We start from the raw sequence: 19113 nt of genomic DNA, 5'->3' as shown, positions 1-19113 counted from the left end.
GAAAATGGTAGTCTCATTCTCCGAATTTCCTACTGAGCCACGCTGGGGTTCATAGAGGCCGTTTCGTTTGAGTCAGACTGCCATGGACTGACCTGCTTTTTGCTGGTGGAGTTTTGCCTCAGCCTTTGCAGGCGTTACATACCCAATTGAAATTAGTGGGCTCTGATGGTTGTATCATTGCTACCCAGTCCAGAGTCGCCATTTCAACCTCTTCCCGACTATTCCAGGGTTGACGGTAAATTAGCTCAGTCTTGCACGGACCGTTGATGGTTTCAGCCGCGGCGTTGCCGTAGCTATCGCCCTTGCTGCGATCGAGGGCTCGATGCCGGCCCCCGCCACCTGCTCGGTGTTGTGGATAGAGACGTGCTGGTTATCACGGTCGCTTTGGAGAATCAGACCACCCGTGCGGTGCGGTTGGCGGGCGTACAGGGCTTATTCCAGGGCATTGAGCATGAAGTCGGTTTACATGCGTGGTCTCAATTTGCAGCCGACGATGCGCCGCGCAGAAACACGTCAACTACTAAAAGCAACAGGTGCTCCAGAACCATTCGCACGGTACGTTCATGGACTTCAGGGGAATAGTTGTTGTCTTTTTCATGGCCTCATCTTCTCAAGAGTTGTGACCCGCAATGAAACCCGGGGCGATTTAACGTATACGAACACTGAGTGTTTTGTCGGATGGCTGCTAGGATTGGACTGAGAGCTGCAATTATGCCTTCGGCGACCGTACGCCGCGCAGTGATCAAAAAACCACGAGGCGCATCGTGTTGCTGTATCTGTTCGATAACGGTGTGGCGCCCTATGTCAGCCACGGCCAGTTGTTCCAGCCTGTTGATGTCGCCAACCCTGGCGGGGCGGGGGCGTTTGGTTCGATCGAAGGTGAGCAGTACGAGGTGGGCATTTGCTACCGGTAGCCGGGCAGCAATACAATGTTCAGCGTGCCGGCCTACGAGCTGACCCAACCTACACGATCACTTAAGACGCTTTCACCAAGCAGTGCGAGCAATACGGCAAGAGAAGCTCCAAGGGGCTCGAACTCGAAGTCAAGATCGAGCGGACCGACAACCTCGGTATCGTGGCGGGCTACACCTGCACCGTCGCCCACGTACTGGACGACGTCATCACCAATGTCGGTAAACGCCGCGAAGAGCGCCGCACGACAACGCTTCGCTCTGGACGTATTATCGTTCGCCGACTTTCGGGCTGCCACAGGTCGAGGTGGGCTTGGGCGCCTTTCCACCGGTGTCACCCGGTCCGCCTACCGTGCAGATCGAAAAAATCCGGCCTATACGCGCTTCGATACACGGGGCAGTTTCTACATCGACGAGCATTGGCACCTGGCCGCTAAGGCGCAAAACCTGACCAATGAGTCCTATCTGTCGTGCACCACGTCCGCCGTTATGGCGAAGAACTCAGTGTCGTTGGTTCTGTGAACTACCAATGATAACGCACTGCAAAGCTGCGAAGTCCTGCCGTTATCGGCTTGCGGAGTTCTCACGGTTTTGGCGGGAGTGACTGGCGGATATCAAGCGTCTTGATCACCAGTTCGGCGCCGGGCTTTTCCGACTGTGCCCATCCCAATACCCGGCGGGTGCACAGATTCAAGACGACAACCAGGTTATGCCATTTTCCTGTGGGTATCCCTGCAATACACCTTCCTTCAGGAAACTGACCTCATTCGGGTTGAAAGCCCAATCGCAGCGTCCGGCCGCAGGAAACCTCCTAAGCGCAATGGGCTTGACCGAAGAGCTGAAGTCAACGTCAGAGCGATGAGGTACAGGCAGTGTGACAAGGTCAGTTGCAAAGATGTCCGTTACTCTAAAAGCCTCGGGTGACTGGGGCATGCCATTTTAATCGCGGTTGCTGTCACCTCCGGAGGGATTTAAGGCTGTGATACCGGCGCCAGAGATGAGCGATACGCTACAACAATGTAATCCGCCCATCGATTCAGTTTACATTCCTGACGGCTCTTGTGGCTTGGTTCAGATTCGAGCCAGGCCAACCTCCACCGAGTGCCTGATACAGCGAAATAACGTTGTTGAGTTGACTCTCTCTGACCTGAATCGCCGCTAACTCGGTGTTGAATAGATTGCGCTGGGCGTCGAGCACCTCCAGGTAGGAGGAATAACCACCTTGATAACGATCTTGAGCGATATCCAATGAACGGCCCAGCGTGTGTATCCGGGTGCGTGTCCATTCGATTTGTTCTTCAAAGCGCTTGACCGCCGACAGCGAGTTTTCCACTTCGCCGAATGCGTTGAGCGCGACAGCGCGATAGTTGTAAGCGGCCTGATCTCGTTGCGCCGTCGCCACCCCAACCTGTGCTTCAAGCCGTCCGGCACTGTAGATTGGGGCCAGTACGCTGGCGCCCAGATCCCACACCTTGACCGGATCGAAGTCCAGAGCGTTGACGTAGAGTCGACCGAAGCCTGCCGAGAGTTGCACTTGAGGCAGGTACTCATCGCGACGTGCCTCCAGGTTGTAATCCGAAGCCGCCACCATAAGCTCCGCTTGCTGGATATCCGGACGGCGCCGTAGCAATTCTGCTGGCAGCATCCCTGGCACTGAAGGAGGGACGACGTTCTGGAACAGGCTGCCGCGGGACACATAGCCCGGCAGCGTTCCTGTCAGCAGGCGGATGGCGTTTTCCTGCTGGCGTATCGATTGTTCCAGTTGCGGAATCATCTGCTGGGCGGATTCATACTCGGACTGCGCCTGGGTCAGTTCCAACTGCGAGGTATAGCCCTCATTGGCGCGGTCCTGAGCGACTATCAGTGCATCGCGGCGCGACGCGGCAGTATCGCGAGTGACCTTGAGCTGGGTGTCCAGCGACAGCAGGGTAATGTAGGCGCGTGCAACCGTGCTCGCGACCGACAGATGAATATTGTCCAGGTCTGTGCGGGTGGCCTGGTATTGCAACTGAGCCGCCTTGTCCAGGTTGCGCAGGCGCCCCCAAAGGTCTAACTCATAGGCCACCTGGATTTCCGGTTGCACCGATCGGGTGTGAGTCACGCCGGTCAGACCAAGGTTGCGTGTCGTCTGCGCGCTCAGTGTCCCGTCAAGCGTAGGCAACAGCGCCGAATGAGCCAGACCGATCTGCTGACGCGCCTCCTCAACGCGCGCGACCGCTGTGAGCACGTCGTTGTTATGCATCAACGCCTCATCGACCAGTTGGCTCAGGACAGGGTCATTAAAGGCTTGCCACCACTGCGCCGAGACAGGCGCCGGAGCTTCGGTTTGACCTCGCCACTGCGAAGGGGGGAAGACCTTGGATCGCGTTGGCGCAGGCGCTTTGGCGGGTGCGCAACCGGCCAAAGCGATTAGGGTTGCGAGCGCGAGGTGTTGCCACGGGCAGGAGGCTGACCGACTCATGGTGCACTACCTTCGTCGCCCGCGCTGGCCGTATCGACATGAGCGACGACCGACATACCGGGCCTGAGCCGCCGGGCCATCGGTTGGTTGGCGTCCAGTTCGATTCTTACGGGAATGCGCTGAGCGACTTTGGTGAAGTTGCCGGTGGCGTTGTCGGGCCGCAAGACGCTGAATTCCGAACCTGTGGCCGGAGCGAACCGCTCGACGCGCCCGCTCAGTCGCGCGCCGTCGAGGGCGTCCACGTCGAGGGTTACGGCTTGCCCCGCCAGCATGCCATTCACTTGGGTTTCCTTGTAATTGGCCACCACCCAAAGCTGCTCGGGCACCAGATACAGCAATTGTGAGCCGGCGCTGACGTATTGTCCAAGACGGACCGAGACCTCGCTGAGCACACCATCACGCGGAGCGCGGATGCGAGTGTTTTCCAGATCGATCTGCGCCAGGTGCAGGGCGGCCTGCGCGCTCCTGACGGCAGCCTCCAATACCCCCCGCGAAACCTGGGTGGATTTCACCGTCTCTTTCGCGATGTCGATTGCGGCTCGCGCTTTTTTTACATTGGCGCCCGCAGCGCGGGCGCTAGCGCGGATCTGGTCACGTTCGCGAATAGACACCGAACCTCGCGAGGCGAGTTCATTGACCCGCGCTTCGTCGGCTCTGGCACGATCAAACTCGGCCTCCACCGAAAACATCTCCGCCTGCCTGGACGCCAGCGTCGCCTGATCCGACGCCTGGGTTTGCAGCGAGTTTTCCAGGTCCGCCTTGCGCGCGTCCAGATCGGCTGCCGCTTGTTCAACCCGCTGCTGATAAATACGATCGTCGATTTGTATCAGCACCTTTCCCTGCTTGACCACCTCGAAGTCCCGCACGAGAACTTGCGCTACGTAACCATTGACCTGCGGCGCCATGACGGTGATCTGCCCCCGAACATAGGCATTCTCTGTGGTCATCACTGCGCTGTTGAACGGCCAGAACTGCCAGGCATACAGAACCAGGACGATGCCAACGCCGGCCACGCCCGCCATCAACCACAGGGTCGTACGGCTCGGTTTGATGATTTTCGGCGGATCGACCGCGCCACCTGCATCGGGCACATCGCTGGGAGAGGTTGAAGTTTCGATGTTTTTCGTCGGATCGGTCTGGCTCATAAGGTCACACAACTGCGGAGGAGGGAGTGGCGGGGGGCGGCGGTGTCGCTTTACGTGCAGCACGGGCGGTGTGCACCAATGACCAACACAGGAAGCTGATGGTCATCACACCCAGTACCCGGAAGACGTCATTGAATGCCAGTACATTGGCTTCTCGGGTGGCGGCCTGGCTTAGCTGGGATATGCCCTGCGCATTGCGTAGGGCGGGATCAGGCTGGGTCGCGGCATAGATCTGTCCCTGAATCTGCAGACGCTGCGCGATTATGGAATTGGTGGGGTCGATGTGCCCGTTGATCTGGCTGGAGTGAAACTTTTCCCGCAGGACCTGAAACGAGCCTAAAGCGGCTGGCCCCGCCAGCCCCCCAATACTTTGAGTGAGTGAGAAAAGTACAGCGAAGCTGACCATGTAATGAGGCCCGTTTTTCAGCGCGCTCATCACGCCTATCAGCAACAAAGGCCCCATGAACATTCCTGCCGCCACCGATAACAGGAGCTGACTGAGGAACATATTTTGCGGACGTGTCAGGTTGGTGGCATCGGCATCCATGAAACTGCCTACCGCGACCAGCACGATAGACGCCAGAATTTGCGGTATGGCAGCTTTTTCGCTGAAGGTCAGGGCGCTGACGAGCATCCCGGCCACAAGACCTGCAAGCATGACTGCATACAAGGACTGCAATTGATCGGCGGCCATGCCCAGATTCTGTAACAGGCCAACCGCGCCATAGGTTTGTTCGGAAAGGATGAAGCGCAACATCAGCGCGCCCATGGCAAAGCGTATCGTTTCGAGCGAAGCCAGCCAGCGGGTTTGCAGCAACGGGTTCTTGCGCTGGTGTTCGATCATGACGGCCACGGTCAGCAATACAATCGCGGCGATCAGTGCATAGCCAATCCACGTTTGGGTATTCCACCACTGGACGCGGCCCTGGGTCAGTACCGCAGCAAACAAACCCAGCGCAGGCGCGAGCAGGAAAAAAGTGAGAAAGTCCAGTGGTTCGAAGGCCTTGATCTGCACTCCGGGCGGCAGTTTGAGCGCCACTACGGCGGCCAGGCAGCACAGCGCCAAGCCCGCCTCGAAGACATATAGACGATGCCATTCGCCCATGTCGAGCAAGGCGGGGGAGATCAGCCAGGCGAGCGGCGTGGCCAATTGAGAGATACCGATGCCAAGGACTAGGGCGCTCCCCATTTCAGCCTTTTTAAATGCCTGCAACATGTACATCACGGCCAGTGTGCTGACGGTCGCCCCGGCAAAACCGCTGGCGGCCCTGACGAATACCGCCATAGTGAAGCCCTCGATGAATACATGCGCAACCGTGAGCACGACATAGGCGAGCAGACCAATTTCAGCGAAACGTCGCAGACCATACTGTTGGCGAAACTTAACCAACAGCAGTGCGGTAGATAGGTTCACCATCAGGTAGGCAGCCGGCAACCAGGCCGCTTCCGAGGGGGTCAATCCCAGATGCCCCTGGATATTGGCAAGGTTGGCGCTGATCAGTGCGTTGCCTAATCCCCCTGTAATGGCCAGCAACGTCGCAACAAGCGCATAGGCCAACCGCACGAGCGGGCTGTGATACGGGGTGGAAGGAGAACCTGGCATCGATGGCCGTTCATGCGCTTCCCATTTTGGCGTCGGTTCAAGGTACTCAGCCAAGCGCAGTAATCTCGATAAACCGTTATGGGCGAAGGTGCCGTTCAGTTTGCGGGATACTAGACGGGTGAGTCGAGTATTAGTTCATTTTACGACGATATCAAATCGGTCATAATGGACGGCCAAATCATGTATCTCTCCCATGACTGACAAGAAACCCTCTTCATCCCGTCCTCCTCAGCAAGCCCGCGGCCGCGAGCGGGTATCGGCGATATTGGACGCTTGCGCCCGTTTGACCCTGCTCGAAGGTGCCGCCCAGGTGACGATGCATGGCATTGCTCGAGAAGCTGGAACATCGATTGGCTCGCTCTACCATTTCTTTTCAGACAAGCAGCGAGTGCTGGAAGCGTTGGGCGAACGCCATATACAGTCACTGGCGGTCATTACGGACGAATTGATGGCCATCGACGACAGTGTCTGGGTCGACGAAAGCGCAGAGGGCGTTATCGCTCGACTGATCGTACCGATCCTGCGCTACACCGAGCAGCATCGGGACCTGGTTTCATTAATCTTTCCGCTCGATGGCACTTATCGTTTGAGTAACCCTGATCTGCGCCTGCGGATCGAAGGCATCTACGCACGGGTGCTTCAGATCCGATTGCCGGATGTTAATGCCGAGGCACGCCAAACTTACGTCCTGGCATTGATAGGGCTGCCCATGGGCGCCTTTCAGATCGCGCAGGAAAATAATGCGTTGTCCAGGCGTATCTTGATTGAAGAGCTTCCGAGAGCCCTGACCTCTTACCTGAAAGCCCTGGAAGGACTTCATAAAGTAACTGGGTAGATGTGCGCCCAAAACATGGGTGTGCCGAATGCCGTCGTGAGTCTGATCTGTGCCGCAATACCGGAAGGTGGATTGTCCCGTACAGACATACGGTGAATAGAAGATCATCGGCGGAAACCGTAATCCAACGATTCGTGCTTCGGCCGAGCCTTCTCGGAGAGCTGCAGTACCGCGTTGTTGCCTGGTGTCAGCTTGCCCAGTGAATCTGTTGACTTTCCAATGGCACCGCCAGGCCATATTCGCTGTCGGGAATGATGCGGACAGTGAAGTCTTCTATCTCCCGGTCACCGCGCGTCTCCACAACGTAGAGCCGCGTCTGGGCATGCTCATCGGCCTGTTTGAGCGTCATGTCCAGCACTTGCGCGGGCGCATGACCGCGTTGCTCCGCATACAACTGTACGCATAGAGCACTTACGGGTAGAGCGCCAGTATCGATTGCCACTTCCACTTTGTACGTCAGTGCCGGCCCGCGGGTGATCCGAGTGTCGAGTATCTTAATCTCGTCCCAATGTTCATCCAAGGACGTGAGTCGATCTCTCAACAGGTTCGCCACGGCACTACGCTCTTTCGTCCGCTCACGGTAGCGGAGGGCGCCTGGCAGATAGTAGCGCTCGGTGTACTCGCGTACCGCCCGGTCGGCGGAGTATTCCTGCACCAGATTGCTCATGCTACTGCGGATGTGCTGGATCCAGCGCCGCGGCAGTCCACCGGCGTCGTGCTCATAGAAGGTCGGAATGATCTCGTTTTCCAGCAGTTGATATAGCTGTTCAGCGTCCCTGGCATCTGCACCCGGATCGGCTTCGGGCTCCTCGCTACCATCGCCAATGGCCCAACCCAGCCCTGGCTCATAGGCTTCTGCCCACCAACCGTCCAGTTGCGACAGGTTCAGACCCCCATTGGCCAGGATCTTCATGCCGCTGGTGCCGCTGGCCTCCCATGGACGCCTTGGGGTGTTAATCCAGACGTCCACACCGCTTACCAGATGCTGTGCCACACGCATATCGTAATCGTCGAGAAAGGCGATGCGCCCCTGGCTGTCGGTGTCGCGAATGAAGGCATGCCATTGAGCGAGCATTGCCTGGCCCTGCAGATCTGCAGGATGCGCCTTGCCTGCTACCAGCAACTGGACCGGCCATTGTGAATGTTGGATCAGATTGAGCAAGCGTTGTGGATCATGCAGCAACAGGTTGGGGCGTTTGTAGGTGGCGAAGCGGCGGGCAAAACCCAAGGTCAGAACATCGGGGTCGAACCACTGCTGACACGCGTCGATCTGTTGCAGCGATGCTCCATGAATCGCTCGCTGACGAGCCAGATGATCACGGCTATAGTCCAGCAACGCACTCCGGGCCCGGCGGCGGATATTCCAGAGGTCCTGATCACTGAAGCTGCTCAGCGCCTGCTCGGCGGGCAGTTCCGGTTCACCTCCGCTGGGTTGTCCCTTATGCCAGTGTTTCCAGGCCTCCAGTGCGTCGGCGCCTATCCAGGTCGCCAGATGAATGCCGTTCGTGACATGGCCGATGGGTACTTCCGCCGCTGGCCAGCGTGGATACAGCGGTTCGAAGATGCGTCGGCTGGTGGCGCCATGCAGTTCGCTCACTGCATTGATCGCCCCCGCGGCACGACTGGCAAGCCAAGCCATGTTAAATGGCGAATCAGGCACTCCGGGCTGTTCCTGACCAAGACCGATCACTCGTGCCACGGGCTGTGCCAGCTCCTGCTGGATGTAATGGCCCAGGTACTTTTCGATCAGCGCGGGCGGAAAGCGATCAAAGCCGGCGGTGACCGGCGTATGGGTGGTGAACAGGTTGCCTGCACGAGTGGCTGTCAGGGCTACCTCGAAGTCGACATTGTGTTTGCGCTGATAGCTGAGCGCACGCTCCAGCACTGCAAATGCGGCATGGCCATCGTTAAGGTGCAGCACGTCCGGTTCGACGCCGGCGGCCTCCAGTAGACGCCAGCCGCCAATGCCGAGAACCAGTTCCTGGCGCAGACGCATTTCCAGATCGCCGCCATAGAGTTCGCCGGCGATCAAGCGCACTGGCGGCGGATTGGCCGGGTCATTGGTGTCGATCAACAGCAGGCGGTTACGTCCGACATTGACTTGCCATCCACGTAACCAGATGGTCCAACCGGGGAAATGGCAGGCCAGCCGCACCGGGTTTCCGCTGCCATCGAGCAACGGCCTTACGGGCATCTGTCGGGTGTCATTGACCGGGTACAACGCTTGCTGATGCCCCTGGCTGTCGAACTCCTGACGAAAGTAACCGTGCTGCCAGAGCATGCCTACCGCCGTGACCGGCACGCCTAGATCGCTGGCCGCCTTGAGCTGATCCCCGGCAACGTTTCCCAGCCCGCCGGAATAAATGGGCAGCGCATCGCTGAGCATGAACTCCATGGAAAAGTACGCGATGCAGCAGGCTTGTTCTTGCCGATGGCTTTGGTGAAACCAGCCTGGCGTGTTCAATTCGTCGTAGCGGGTCTGCGACAGCGCCTGCAACTGCGCACGAAACGTCGGCTGTCGCAGCAACGCCTCAATGTGATCGTCACTGACACTGGATAGCACCAGGCAAGGATTGCGGCTGAGCAGCCATAGATCATTGTCCATTAGCCGCCAGATCATGTCGTTCAAACTCGACCAGGTAATGCTCAGGTCGAATGCCAGCTCATCCAGGTCCATGCGCAGCTTTTCGATACTTTTTTCCAGCGCCATAAAGCCTCTCCGGTGCGTGTCACTAGCTTGGTAAAGGGCGGTTGACGCGTGTTGAACTATTTCTCCTGTCTCAGGGCTCGGAAGAACCGAATGCACGCCGTTGCATTGACGGCGTAAACGCCTGCGTATGTCGCCTGTGATGACCGACGAATAGGTTGCACAAGCAGCTTGCGTGTTCAAATTTCCCGCTGAAGAAGTGACCTCCATAGCGATTTCATGCCGGGCAAAAAATGTTCAGAACTGAATGCATTACCGCCGAGCTGTCCGACCAAAGAGCGCATCGAAACTGTCAGGGCAATAGCACCGGAGACATTATAGAAAAACAGCTCGGGATCAACGTTTTCAAGAAAGCCATCAGCGATTGCGAGCTCAACGGTTGGCAGCAGGACCTCCTGTGCTGGCCTGATGAGGCGCTCATAGACGTAGCGAAATCTTTCATCCCGCTGGGCGATTTCCTTTATGACGAACATCGACATTTCCGGCGCATCTGCTGAAAAGTCGATCATCTGGTCAATCGCAAGCTGAAGTCGGTCCATGGAAGTTCCATCCGCGAATTCGGCGGGACTTCGTGATCGACTCAGTTCCAGGACAAATTTACTTGCTATGTCATCCACGACTGCTTTCCACAGCTCCAGCTTTGCGCCATGGCGATACGCGATCAAGGCCACATCGACGTCCGCCGCAGTAGCGATACGCCGCAGGCTGGCACCTTCGAAACCGTGCGTTGCAAAGCACGTCAATGCCGCTCGCAGAATGGCATCGGGTTTGACCTCGTCGGCTTTGGGCGGCCTGCCTCGGCGTTTGGTGAGCTCGTTGGGCATTCGGTGGATATACCTGATCTAGACGGATTGGTTGACATGTGCGTCGAAGCGACGCTTTAATCAACGCTCGATGAATTAATTTTCATGATGGCTAATCCTAGCACCGGATCGTGGGGGCGTCTCACTATTGAGGGCCCGAAACGAGGCTGACCCACTGTCGTTTCAGGGGCAACCAACTCCCGACCTGAATTCGCAGCCAAATTCGCTCGCCGCGGCTGGAACCGGATATTGCTCGAGACTTGCGCGTTGCCGTTGCGCGAATCGAACACTTTTGAACTCGCTAGGGGATTCAGTGGGCGGACCTATTCCCATGCATTGCAGCCGAGTCGCTTTGTACGCCGCACAAGCGCAGACCAGGCCACTTCGCTATGGCTGCCGAACGCCTGAATTGAACGTAAAGCCCAAGGACTAAGGTCGTTATTCATGAAAGTACCTGGCAATAAGCTGTTAGTGCCCCTGGGCGTCGTCGTTGTATTGGTTGCAGGCTGGTTTATGTGGAAGGCCTTGAACCCTGTCGGGTTTGGCGATGGGTTTGTCAGCGGGAACGGGCGTATCGAGGCCACCGAAGTGGATGTCTCGGCAAAACTTGCGGGTCGTGTGGATGACATCCTGGTGCAGGAGGGTGACTTCGTCGAACGCGGACAGATGTTGGCAAGCATGCAAATCCAGACGCTTACGGCTCAGCGTGACGAGGCTGTCGCTCAGCATCAGCAGGCGATCAACACCGTGTTGGGCACCAAGGCACAGGTATTGGTGCGTCGAAGCGACAAATTGGCTGCCGAGGCGCTGATCGCCCAACGCGAAAGTGAACTTGACGCCATGAAGCGGCGACTGAAACGTTCCGAAATGCTGTCTCGTGAAGGCGCTTTGTCGACTCAGCAATATGACGATGACCGAGCGAACGTACGAAGCGCCAAGGCGACGCTGAAGGCGGCTCAGGCTCAGGTGGCAGCGGCTCAAGCCAATATTGAGGCTGCTCAAGCCGAGGTCGTGGGCGCGCAATCGGCGGTGACGGCGAGCCTGGCCACGATTGCTCGAATAGAGGCCGACATCACCGATAGCCAGTTGGTCGCGCCACGCGCCGGGCGCGTTCAGTACCGCGTCGCTCAGCCGGGCGAAGTGTTGGCGGCGGGCGGCAAGGTACTCAACCTGGTCGATCTTTCCGACGTGTACCTGACGTTTTTTCTCCCGGAAAGTGTGGCAGGGCGGGTCGCGCTGGGCAGCGATATCCGCATCATTCTGGATGCCGCACCTCAGTACGTCATACCGGCGAAGGTCTCGTTCGTCGCCAGCGTTGCACAATTCACCCCGAAGACCGTTGAAACGGCCAGCGAACGTCAGAAGCTGATGTTTCGTGTCAAGGCGCAGATCGATCGGGACCTTTTGCTGCGCAACCTCACACAGATCAAGACCGGTCTGCCCGGTGTGGCCTGGGTCAAGCTTGACCCGCAAGCCGACTGGCCAGTTGAACTGGCTGTGAAAGTTTCTAAATGACGGACGAACCCCAAGGCGATCCGTTGCCTGGCGTCGCCAGCGTCAGGGACGTAGTGCTGACCTACGGTAAGACCCAGGCATTAGCCAACATTACTCTGGATATTCCCGCAGGCCGAATGGTCGGGCTCATCGGCCCGGACGGTGTCGGTAAGTCCAGCCTTCTGTCGCTTCTGGCGGGAGCCAGGGCGATACAGCAGGGCCAGGTCAGCGTGCTGGGCGGCGATATGCGCCAGGTTGCCCATCGCAATCGGGTCTGCCCACGTATTGCCTATATGCCACAGGGATTGGGCAAGAATCTCTACCCGACGCTTTCGGTCGAAGAAAACCTGCAGTTTTTCGCCCGCCTGTTTGGCCATGACGCCGCGGAGCGCCGTCGCCGTATTGATGACCTGACCCGCAGCACGGGGCTGTACTCATTCCTCACCCGTCCAGCAGGCAAACTGTCAGGCGGCATGAAACAGAAGCTGGGCCTGTGTTGCGCGTTGATTCATGACCCTGATCTGCTGATTCTGGACGAACCTACCACCGGCGTGGATCCTCTGGCGCGGGCCCAGTTTTGGGACCTGATCGGTAGCATAAGGCAGCAACGGGCAGGAATGAGCGTCATTGTTGCCACCGCATACATGGATGAGGCGCAGCGCTTTGACTGGCTGGTCGCGATGGACGCCGGCACGGTGCTGGCGACCGGTTCGCCCGAGCAATTGCTGGCCAGTACCCAATCGCGGGATCTGGAAGCGGCGTTTATCGCCTTGCTGCCGGAGGAAAAGCGCCGCGGTCACCAACCGGCGCATATCGACCCGTTGGAGAACGTCGCTGAACCCGAGATCGCTATTGAAGCCCGGGATCTCACCATTCGCTTCGGTGATTTCGTGGCGGTGGATCATGTCAGTTTCCGTATTCGCCGCGGCGAAATCTTTGGTTTTCTCGGCTCCAACGGCTGCGGTAAATCCACCACCATGAAGTTGCTGACGGGGCTGTTGCCGGCCAGTGAGGGCACGGCAAGTCTGTTTGGACGCGAAGTCGACCCCGACGACATCGGTACACGACGTAGAGTCGGTTATATGTCGCAGGCGTTTTCGCTCTATAGCGAGCTTACCGTTCGGCAAAACCTGGTACTTCACGCGCAGCTGTTCCAAATGCCGGAAGAGCAGATCGGCCCGCGGATCGACGAGCTTGCCGATCGCTTCAGCCTCGGCGAGGTGCTGGGCAGTCTTCCAGAAAGTCTGCCGCTGGGGATCCGCCAGCGCCTGTCTCTGGCGGTTGCGACGGTTCATCGGCCCGAGTTGCTGATTCTCGATGAGCCGACCTCAGGCGTCGACCCGATTGCGCGCGACGGCTTCTGGAACCTGCTAATCGAGCTGTCCCGACGCGATCGCGTGACCATCTTCATTTCCACCCACTTCATGAACGAGGCTGAACGTTGCGATCGCATTTCGTTAATGCACGCGGGCAAGGTGCTGGTCAGCGATACGCCTGGCAATATCGTTAAGCAGCGTGGAGCCAGCTCACTGGAGCAGGCCTTCATCGCTTACTTGCAAGAGGCAGCAGGCAAGTCGGAAGAAGAGCCGGCGAAGGCCCCTTCACCTGCGGTCAATCCCAATCCGTCCAATTCCGCGGGTCAGCCGAGTTTCAGCGTCAATCGCATGTTCAGCTACCTGTGGCGCGAAGCATTGGAACTGCAACGTGATCCCGTGCGTGCGACGCTGGCCCTGATAGGGTCACTGGTGTTGATGCTGGTGATGGGTTTCGGTCTGAGTATGGATGTGGAAAACCTCAGTTATGCCGTGCTGGACCATGACCAGACCGAACTGAGCCGCAACTATGCGCTCAACCTTTCCGGCTCGCGGTATTTCAAGGAGATGCTGCCGTTGGCCGACTATCAGGATCTGGACCAGCGCATGCGCAGTTCGAAGATCACGTTGGCCATCGAGATACCGCCAGGTTTCGGGCGCGATCTGCAGAGGGGAGCACCGGTGCAGATTGCGGCGTGGATCGACGGCGCGATGCCGTCCAGGGCCGAGACGATACTGGGCTATGTACAGGGCATGCACCAGACATGGCTGCAGGATCAGGCCTTGCATCGCCTGGGCAAAGCGGTTAGCGACAGTTCGTTCAGCATCCAGACCCGGTTTCGCTATAACCCGGATGTCAAAAGCCTGCCCGCTATGGTCCCGGCCATCATTCCGCTGTTGCTGCTTATGCTGCCCGCCATGCTCACGGCGCTATCGGTCGTCCGGGAAAAAGAGCTGGGCTCGATCATCAATTTATATGTCACGCCGGTGACGCGAACCGAATTCTTGGTGGGTAAGCAGCTGCCGTATGTGGCGTTGGCGATGATCAACTTTCTGCTGATGACATTGATGGCGGTCACGCTGTTCGATGTGCCGGTCAAAGGCAGCTTCATGACTCTGCTTCTGGCCGCGTTGATTTATAACGTCATCGCCACCGGGATCGGCTTGCTGGCCTCGACACTGACCAGCAGCCAGATCGCTGCGATGTTTTTTACCATGATCGGTACGATGATTCCGGCTATCCAGTTCGCAGGGCTGCTTAACCCGGTCTCCTCGTTGGAGGGCGCGGCGAGATTCGTCGGTGAGCTTTATCCGGCGACTCACATGCTCAATATCAGCCGTGGCGTGTTTGGGAAATCCTTGGGGTTCAGTGATCTGCATAGCGAGTTCTGGCCATTACTGGTCGCTGTGCCGTTGATCCTGATGCTGACGGTTGCCCTGCTAAAGAAACAGGATCGCTGACATGCAGTCGTTCAAGAATATCTACCGGCTGGGTATCAAGGAGCTGTGGAGTCTGGCCCGCGACCCGACGATGCTGGTGCTGATCATCTACACCTTTACCTTTTCGGTATACACCGCAGCGACTGCACAGCCGGACGTGCTGCACATGGCACCCATAGCCATCGTCGATGAAGACCAGTCGCCATTATCCGGACGCATTGCCTCGGCTTTTTTTCCACCGCAGTTCACTACGCCGGTAATGATCTCCCTGGAGCAGGTTGATGCCGGCCTGGACGCAGGTGACTACACGTTCACGCTCACTATCCCGCCAAACTTCCAACGGGATGTGCTGGCGAACCGGGAGACGGAAATCCAACTCAACGTGGATGCGACCCGCATGTCCCAGGCCTTCACTGGCAGCGGTTATATCCAGCAAATGATCAATGGCGAAATCACCGAGTTCGTGCAGCGATACCGCGGGGCTCAGGCCCTGCCTGTGGAGTTGGTCACCCGCATGCGGTTCAATCCTTCTCTTGAACACGCCTGGTTTGGCGCGTTGATGCAGATCATCGACAACGTCACCATGTTGTCCATTGTCCTGACCGGCGCAGCGCTGATTCGTGAGCGTGAACACGGCACCATTGAACACCTGTTGGTCATGCCGGTGACACCTCGGGAAATCATGTTGGCCAAAGTCTGGTCGATGGGCCTGGTGGTACTTACCGCCGCTGCGCTGTCGTTGATATTCATCGTGCAGGGCGTGCTGCATGTGCCGATCGAGGGCTCCATCCTATTGTTCCTGGCCGGGGCCGCGTTGCATCTGTTCGCGACTACTTCCATGGGCATATTTCTGGCGACACTGGCGCGAAGCATGCCTCAGTTCGGCATGTTGATGATTTTGGTACTGCTGCCGCTCCAAATGCTCTCAGGCGGCAGCACGCCACGCGAGAGCATGCCCGAACTCGTCCAGAACATCATGCTGATAGCGCCTACCACCCATTTCGTTGAGCTCAGTCAGGCGATTCTTTATCGCGGGGCAGGGCTGATGGTGGTGTGGCCAACATTCGTGACGCTACTCATCATCGGCTCGGTGTTGTTTGCGATTTCGCTTTCGCGCTTTCGAAAAACGATTAGCCAGATGGCGTGATAGCTACGTTTACCAAAGCAGAGCAGACACTCGGATTGTCGTTTTCATCAGTAAGGGTTTTTTTGTGTCGTTGCATCATTTGAAGGGTTCGGCTCGCGTTTGGCCGGGCGCCATGTTGGTCTTGCTCGTGATGGCTATGGGTGGTTGTGCCGGGGTTAAGGTCAACACCATCGATAATCGCGATTATCTCTCGCTTCGGCGTGGCGACGTGCTGACGTCTGGGCAACTGAGCGCGGCATCGCGCACCGCTTTGCAAGTTGCTGGTGTCGAAGAAAAACGCTGCGACGAGGCCCCACAAGACTGCCGTGAACAGGTGCGTAATAACACTGGCTTGGGTGAGGAACAGCGTCTTGCCACGCTGTCTGAATTGTGGCTACAAGAGGCCCAACATGCACACAGCTCGTTAAGTGCCGAACGGCGTACCGACGCATTTCTGGAAAGCGCGCGTTATGCCTATGCCTATCTGTTCATGACCGCAAGAACACCCGGTCAGAGAGCATTGGAGGATCGTCAGTCTCAGGTCCGCGATTACTACAACTTCTCCGTTCAGCAAGCGCTCAGCGAGTTGTTCGAACGGTATCGGGGGCATCCGCCGAAGGCCGAAGACGACCAGGGGAATTTCCGACTGCGCGCAGGTCGCATCGTGCTTCTGGTCGTGGGTCTCGATAATCCGGTCGGACCCAGAACCTCCCGCTTCAATTGGCCACCGAGTCGGCTGGCAGCGAGGGCGCCCAAGTTGCTTGTAGAGGCGGGCGCCTTACCTTCGCTGTTGGCTAGCTAAGCCTTTGGGCTAGGATCAGTCATTAGGCAAGTGCAATTGCACTTCCATGGCGTCATGAAGGAGTCGGACGACCTCGATCACGTCGTCGCTTGCTACACGATAAAACACGACATGGCGTGGGCTTTTGACCGCGCCATGGGGGTGTTTGGCCTGCTGGCGTGAATAGATGAGGTGATAACTGCGAAGGCCCGGTGCCAGCTCATCGCGTTCGTGGCTGCCAATGCGATAAGGCGTGACGGCAATCGCTTGCAGCGCCGCTAGGATCAGTGCCAGATACCGCTGGCGTGTTTGATCGCCGAACTGCGTCTGGGAGAGCTTGAGGATGTCGACAATGTCGGCGCGCGCCGCGTTGGAAATCCGATACTGCGGCATGCTCAGTGTTTCTCTCTCGCAGGGATCGTTGCCTCCAGGCTCAAGCCCTCGAGGTAGTGCTCCAGATCCCCTTCGTTCATCTGAGTAAAGCGCCCGTGCTCAAGGTCCATGATGCCGATCGAGGTCGCCTGACGCAGGGCCTCAATTTTGGCGGTGTCTTCGGCGACGCGCTGTTCCAATAGGCGCAAACCTTCCCGCATCACTTCGCTGGCATTCTGATAGCGGCCGGACTGGACCAGGTCATGGATAACCTGTTCTTGGTGAGGGGTGAGCACAACGTTTCGCGTCGCCATAATGAGCTCCAGCTACCGGCAAACCTGTTTTTTCGGGCATTGGCATATTATGCCATTTTACGCCGCGAACACAGCGTTTGGGATTTGTATCTGACGAACTGTGTCGCAGGGGGGCATCCTTTGTGCCGACCAGCGCGAGCTGGCCCGTACCGCATGAGTACAAAATCCAAACAAGGCTGTCGCAGGCGTGACGTCGTGGACAGCTTGATCAGTGTTAGCCTTGTGCCTTCAGTTTGGCCAAGCCGTGTTTGATGTGTCCAGCGTTCCCCCCGATCGTTTGCAGCGCACCTCGGAAGTTGTCCCCAGTCTCCGTCGCACCCTGGCGCTCAGTCCTCAAGGTCAACTCCATCACGGCCGCTTCTAGGGCGAGCTGGTTTCCGTACAGACGCTCAAGGACATCGGGGAGTGAATATTCAATGGGCATTGTTTCGATTCCAATAGAGGATGTCGAAAGCGTAGCAGCGGGAAGGGCGGACGTCCTAAGGCAGGAGCGAGGTAAGTGCACGAATTGGCTTGGAGTGGGTGACAGCAAACGCCCGATTGTGTTGAAAAAGTCGGTTTGCCCAAAACGCTCGAATATTGATGGATGAAAACATCTCTTTTGCACGCTGCTACGTGAAATTTGACTCTTGAACCTTCCGCGCAAACTCAGATTTCTTCTCAGGCGCGTACTTTTCTGCCATAGAATTCGAAGCCGACTTTTCAACAGAATTAGCCGATAACCGCCAATCAGATAAGATTCGCCCTTCTCAGTCGAGCCACCTCTTGTTTGTCCTAGCATGCGTTCTCATCGTGAGCTTGCGGCCAATATACCTTGCGTGGTTATTCCAGTAACTCAACACAAGCGTCGCTGAATATCACGAAGCTTTCACGTTTATCCGACGGAGGCCAGACAACTGGGTGCCTACTCTGGCCGCTGCCATAGGGTCATACCATGGGTTCATAAAAGGGGATAAGCAAAGCAGTCCTGATGCAGGGACTTGATGGGTAAATGTTGACGTAATCGCAATGATTAAGAACGCACGTGCAATCTACTCAATGAGGAATCACCTATGACTATCGGAGCCGTATCAGCTTCAAATCCAGTGACTATCAATGGGCAGAGTTCTGCCCCAAGTCAGCCCCAGGCAAAAGCAAATCAGACACCGGCCTCTGCTACTGCTACCGCTACCGCTCCTGCTACTGCGGCCAGCAATGTCGCAGCCGCACTGAAAGAAGCTACTGAGACCGCCGCGCAAAGCGCTCAAGAGGCGGGACATGGTGATCGTCAGGCGCAGCGCTTGATACAAAAGCACCACCATCAAGCAGCAAACGCAGTAGCGCCTACGTCTGGTGTTGTGAATGGTAACGGGCAAATAACCGGCGAGATCATTAACACTAAAGTGTAACCTCTCGGATGCACTGAAAAGACTGGCGAATCCTGTACGAGCAGGGTTTTCCAGTTGCCTTTAAAGCACAGCAATACGCCACTTCTACAGCACTCTTCAGACTTCCTGGGCCTAAGCCTGACAGCTGTACCCATCCGGGTATTCCGTCTTGTGCAACTAAGCCTGGCAGCAGTTCGGCAAGGGTGATCGGCGCCCGCTTAAAGTAAGCGACGCAATCATCCTTTATGTTAAGTCTCTGTGTGAATCGACCCTAACTGATTAAGTACATTAAATGTCTCCAGTAGTGAGTTCAGCCATTACGATTTTGGCTGGCCTGACCTGACGCAGAGTGGCCACAACCAACTCGCGACTAACCACTAGTATGATCAGCATGCGAGTTAGCAGGCGAACGACTCTTTTTAGGCAACGGCGCAAGGTGCT

The 19113-nt window shown here is 57.3% G+C and carries 16 protein-coding genes and 1 pseudogene; 8 read left to right on the top strand and 9 right to left on the bottom strand.

All coding sequences use genetic code 11. The features are described from left to right. Positions 1-72 precede the first annotated feature (72 nt). Positions 73-510 (bottom strand): annotated as a pseudogene (locus ACUN0G_RS32800) (integrase core domain-containing protein); the annotation flags it as partial. A 254-nt stretch (positions 511-764) separates the two neighbouring features. Between ACUN0G_RS32800 and ACUN0G_RS32795 the strand changes: the two are divergent. Further along, the gene (locus ACUN0G_RS32795) at positions 765-914 is read left to right on the top strand and encodes a hypothetical protein (RefSeq protein WP_445575456.1); all 150 of its coding nucleotides are present in this window, start codon (positions 765-767) and stop codon (positions 912-914) included. A 213-nt stretch (positions 915-1127) separates the two neighbouring features. Then, positions 1128-1433 carry a hypothetical protein gene (locus tag ACUN0G_RS32790; protein ID WP_445575455.1) on the top strand — a complete coding sequence of 102 codons (306 nt, stop codon included), beginning with the start codon at positions 1128-1130 and terminating at the stop codon, positions 1431-1433. Between the two features lie 514 nt (positions 1434-1947). Here ACUN0G_RS32790 and ACUN0G_RS32785 read toward each other — a convergent pair. From ACUN0G_RS32785 to ACUN0G_RS32775, 3 genes are read right to left on the bottom strand one after another with little or no spacing between them, the layout of a single operon-like run. Beyond that, positions 1948-3372 (bottom strand): efflux transporter outer membrane subunit, encoded by a 1425-nt coding sequence (locus tag ACUN0G_RS32785; protein WP_445575454.1) that lies wholly within the window; start codon positions 3370-3372, stop codon positions 1948-1950. Further along, positions 3369-4517, bottom strand: coding sequence for an HlyD family secretion protein (locus ACUN0G_RS32780; protein WP_445575453.1), 1149 nt, complete (start codon positions 4515-4517; stop codon positions 3369-3371). The genes ACUN0G_RS32785 and ACUN0G_RS32780 overlap by 4 nt, the downstream gene beginning before the upstream one ends. A gap of 4 nt (positions 4518-4521) precedes the next feature. Next, on the bottom strand, positions 4522-6120 hold the full coding sequence (locus ACUN0G_RS32775) for an MFS transporter (RefSeq protein WP_445575627.1): 1599 nt from the start codon (positions 6118-6120) through the stop codon (positions 4522-4524). A 193-nt stretch (positions 6121-6313) separates the two neighbouring features. Here ACUN0G_RS32775 and ACUN0G_RS32770 point away from each other — a divergent pair, with 193 nt between their 5' ends. After that, complete coding sequence (locus ACUN0G_RS32770) at positions 6314-6955, top strand: TetR/AcrR family transcriptional regulator (protein ID WP_445575452.1); 642 nt, start codon at positions 6314-6316, stop codon at positions 6953-6955. 187 nt (positions 6956-7142) lie between these two features. Here ACUN0G_RS32770 and glgP read toward each other — a convergent pair whose 3' ends face one another. Both glgP and ACUN0G_RS32760 read right to left on the bottom strand, forming a co-directional pair. Continuing rightward, a complete protein-coding gene (glgP, locus tag ACUN0G_RS32765) occupies positions 7143-9665 on the bottom strand; it encodes an alpha-glucan family phosphorylase (RefSeq protein ID WP_445575451.1) in 2523 nt (840 codons plus the stop codon). Between the two features lie 176 nt (positions 9666-9841). Further along, complete coding sequence (locus ACUN0G_RS32760) at positions 9842-10486, bottom strand: TetR/AcrR family transcriptional regulator (RefSeq protein ID WP_445575450.1); 645 nt, start codon at positions 10484-10486, stop codon at positions 9842-9844. Between the two features lie 423 nt (positions 10487-10909). On the opposite strand from ACUN0G_RS32760, the gene ACUN0G_RS32755 reads away from it, so the two are divergent. From ACUN0G_RS32755 to ACUN0G_RS32740, 4 genes are all read left to right on the top strand, one after another. Continuing rightward, the gene (locus tag ACUN0G_RS32755; RefSeq protein WP_445575449.1) at positions 10910-11980 is read left to right on the top strand and encodes an HlyD family secretion protein; all 1071 of its coding nucleotides are present in this window, start codon (positions 10910-10912) and stop codon (positions 11978-11980) included. Continuing rightward, positions 11977-14733: a ribosome-associated ATPase/putative transporter RbbA gene (gene rbbA / locus ACUN0G_RS32750; RefSeq protein ID WP_445575448.1), complete on the top strand. Its 2757-nt coding sequence runs from the start codon at positions 11977-11979 to the stop codon at positions 14731-14733. Before ACUN0G_RS32755 ends, rbbA begins: the two co-directional genes overlap by 4 nt. Before the next feature lies 1 nt (position 14734). Continuing rightward, on the top strand, positions 14735-15859 hold the full coding sequence (locus ACUN0G_RS32745) for an ABC transporter permease (protein ID WP_445575447.1): 1125 nt from the start codon (positions 14735-14737) through the stop codon (positions 15857-15859). Between the two features lie 112 nt (positions 15860-15971). Next, positions 15972-16640: a hypothetical protein gene (locus ACUN0G_RS32740; protein WP_445575446.1), complete on the top strand. Its 669-nt coding sequence runs from the start codon at positions 15972-15974 to the stop codon at positions 16638-16640. 15 nt (positions 16641-16655) lie between these two features. Here the strand turns inward: ACUN0G_RS32740 and ACUN0G_RS32735 are convergent, their stop codons facing one another. The 3 genes from ACUN0G_RS32735 to ACUN0G_RS32725 form a co-directional block, all read right to left on the bottom strand. Next, positions 16656-17012, bottom strand: a complete 357-nt coding sequence (locus ACUN0G_RS32735) for a type II toxin-antitoxin system RelE/ParE family toxin (protein ID WP_445575445.1) — start codon at positions 17010-17012, stop codon at positions 16656-16658. Between the two features lie 2 nt (positions 17013-17014). After that, complete coding sequence (locus ACUN0G_RS32730) at positions 17015-17305, bottom strand: type II toxin-antitoxin system ParD family antitoxin (RefSeq protein WP_445575444.1); 291 nt, start codon at positions 17303-17305, stop codon at positions 17015-17017. A gap of 214 nt (positions 17306-17519) precedes the next feature. Next, positions 17520-17729: a hypothetical protein gene (locus ACUN0G_RS32725; RefSeq protein ID WP_445575443.1), complete on the bottom strand. Its 210-nt coding sequence runs from the start codon at positions 17727-17729 to the stop codon at positions 17520-17522. A gap of 628 nt (positions 17730-18357) precedes the next feature. Here ACUN0G_RS32725 and ACUN0G_RS32720 point away from each other — a divergent pair. After that, the gene (locus ACUN0G_RS32720) at positions 18358-18693 is read left to right on the top strand and encodes a hypothetical protein (RefSeq protein ID WP_445575442.1); all 336 of its coding nucleotides are present in this window, start codon (positions 18358-18360) and stop codon (positions 18691-18693) included. Positions 18694-19113: the final 420 nt, after the last annotated feature.

It is taken from the genome of Pseudomonas sp. 32A, from assembly GCF_052682255.1.
Note: the sequence above shows the minus strand (reverse complement) of the source record. Positions and strands in the feature narration are given on the sequence as shown.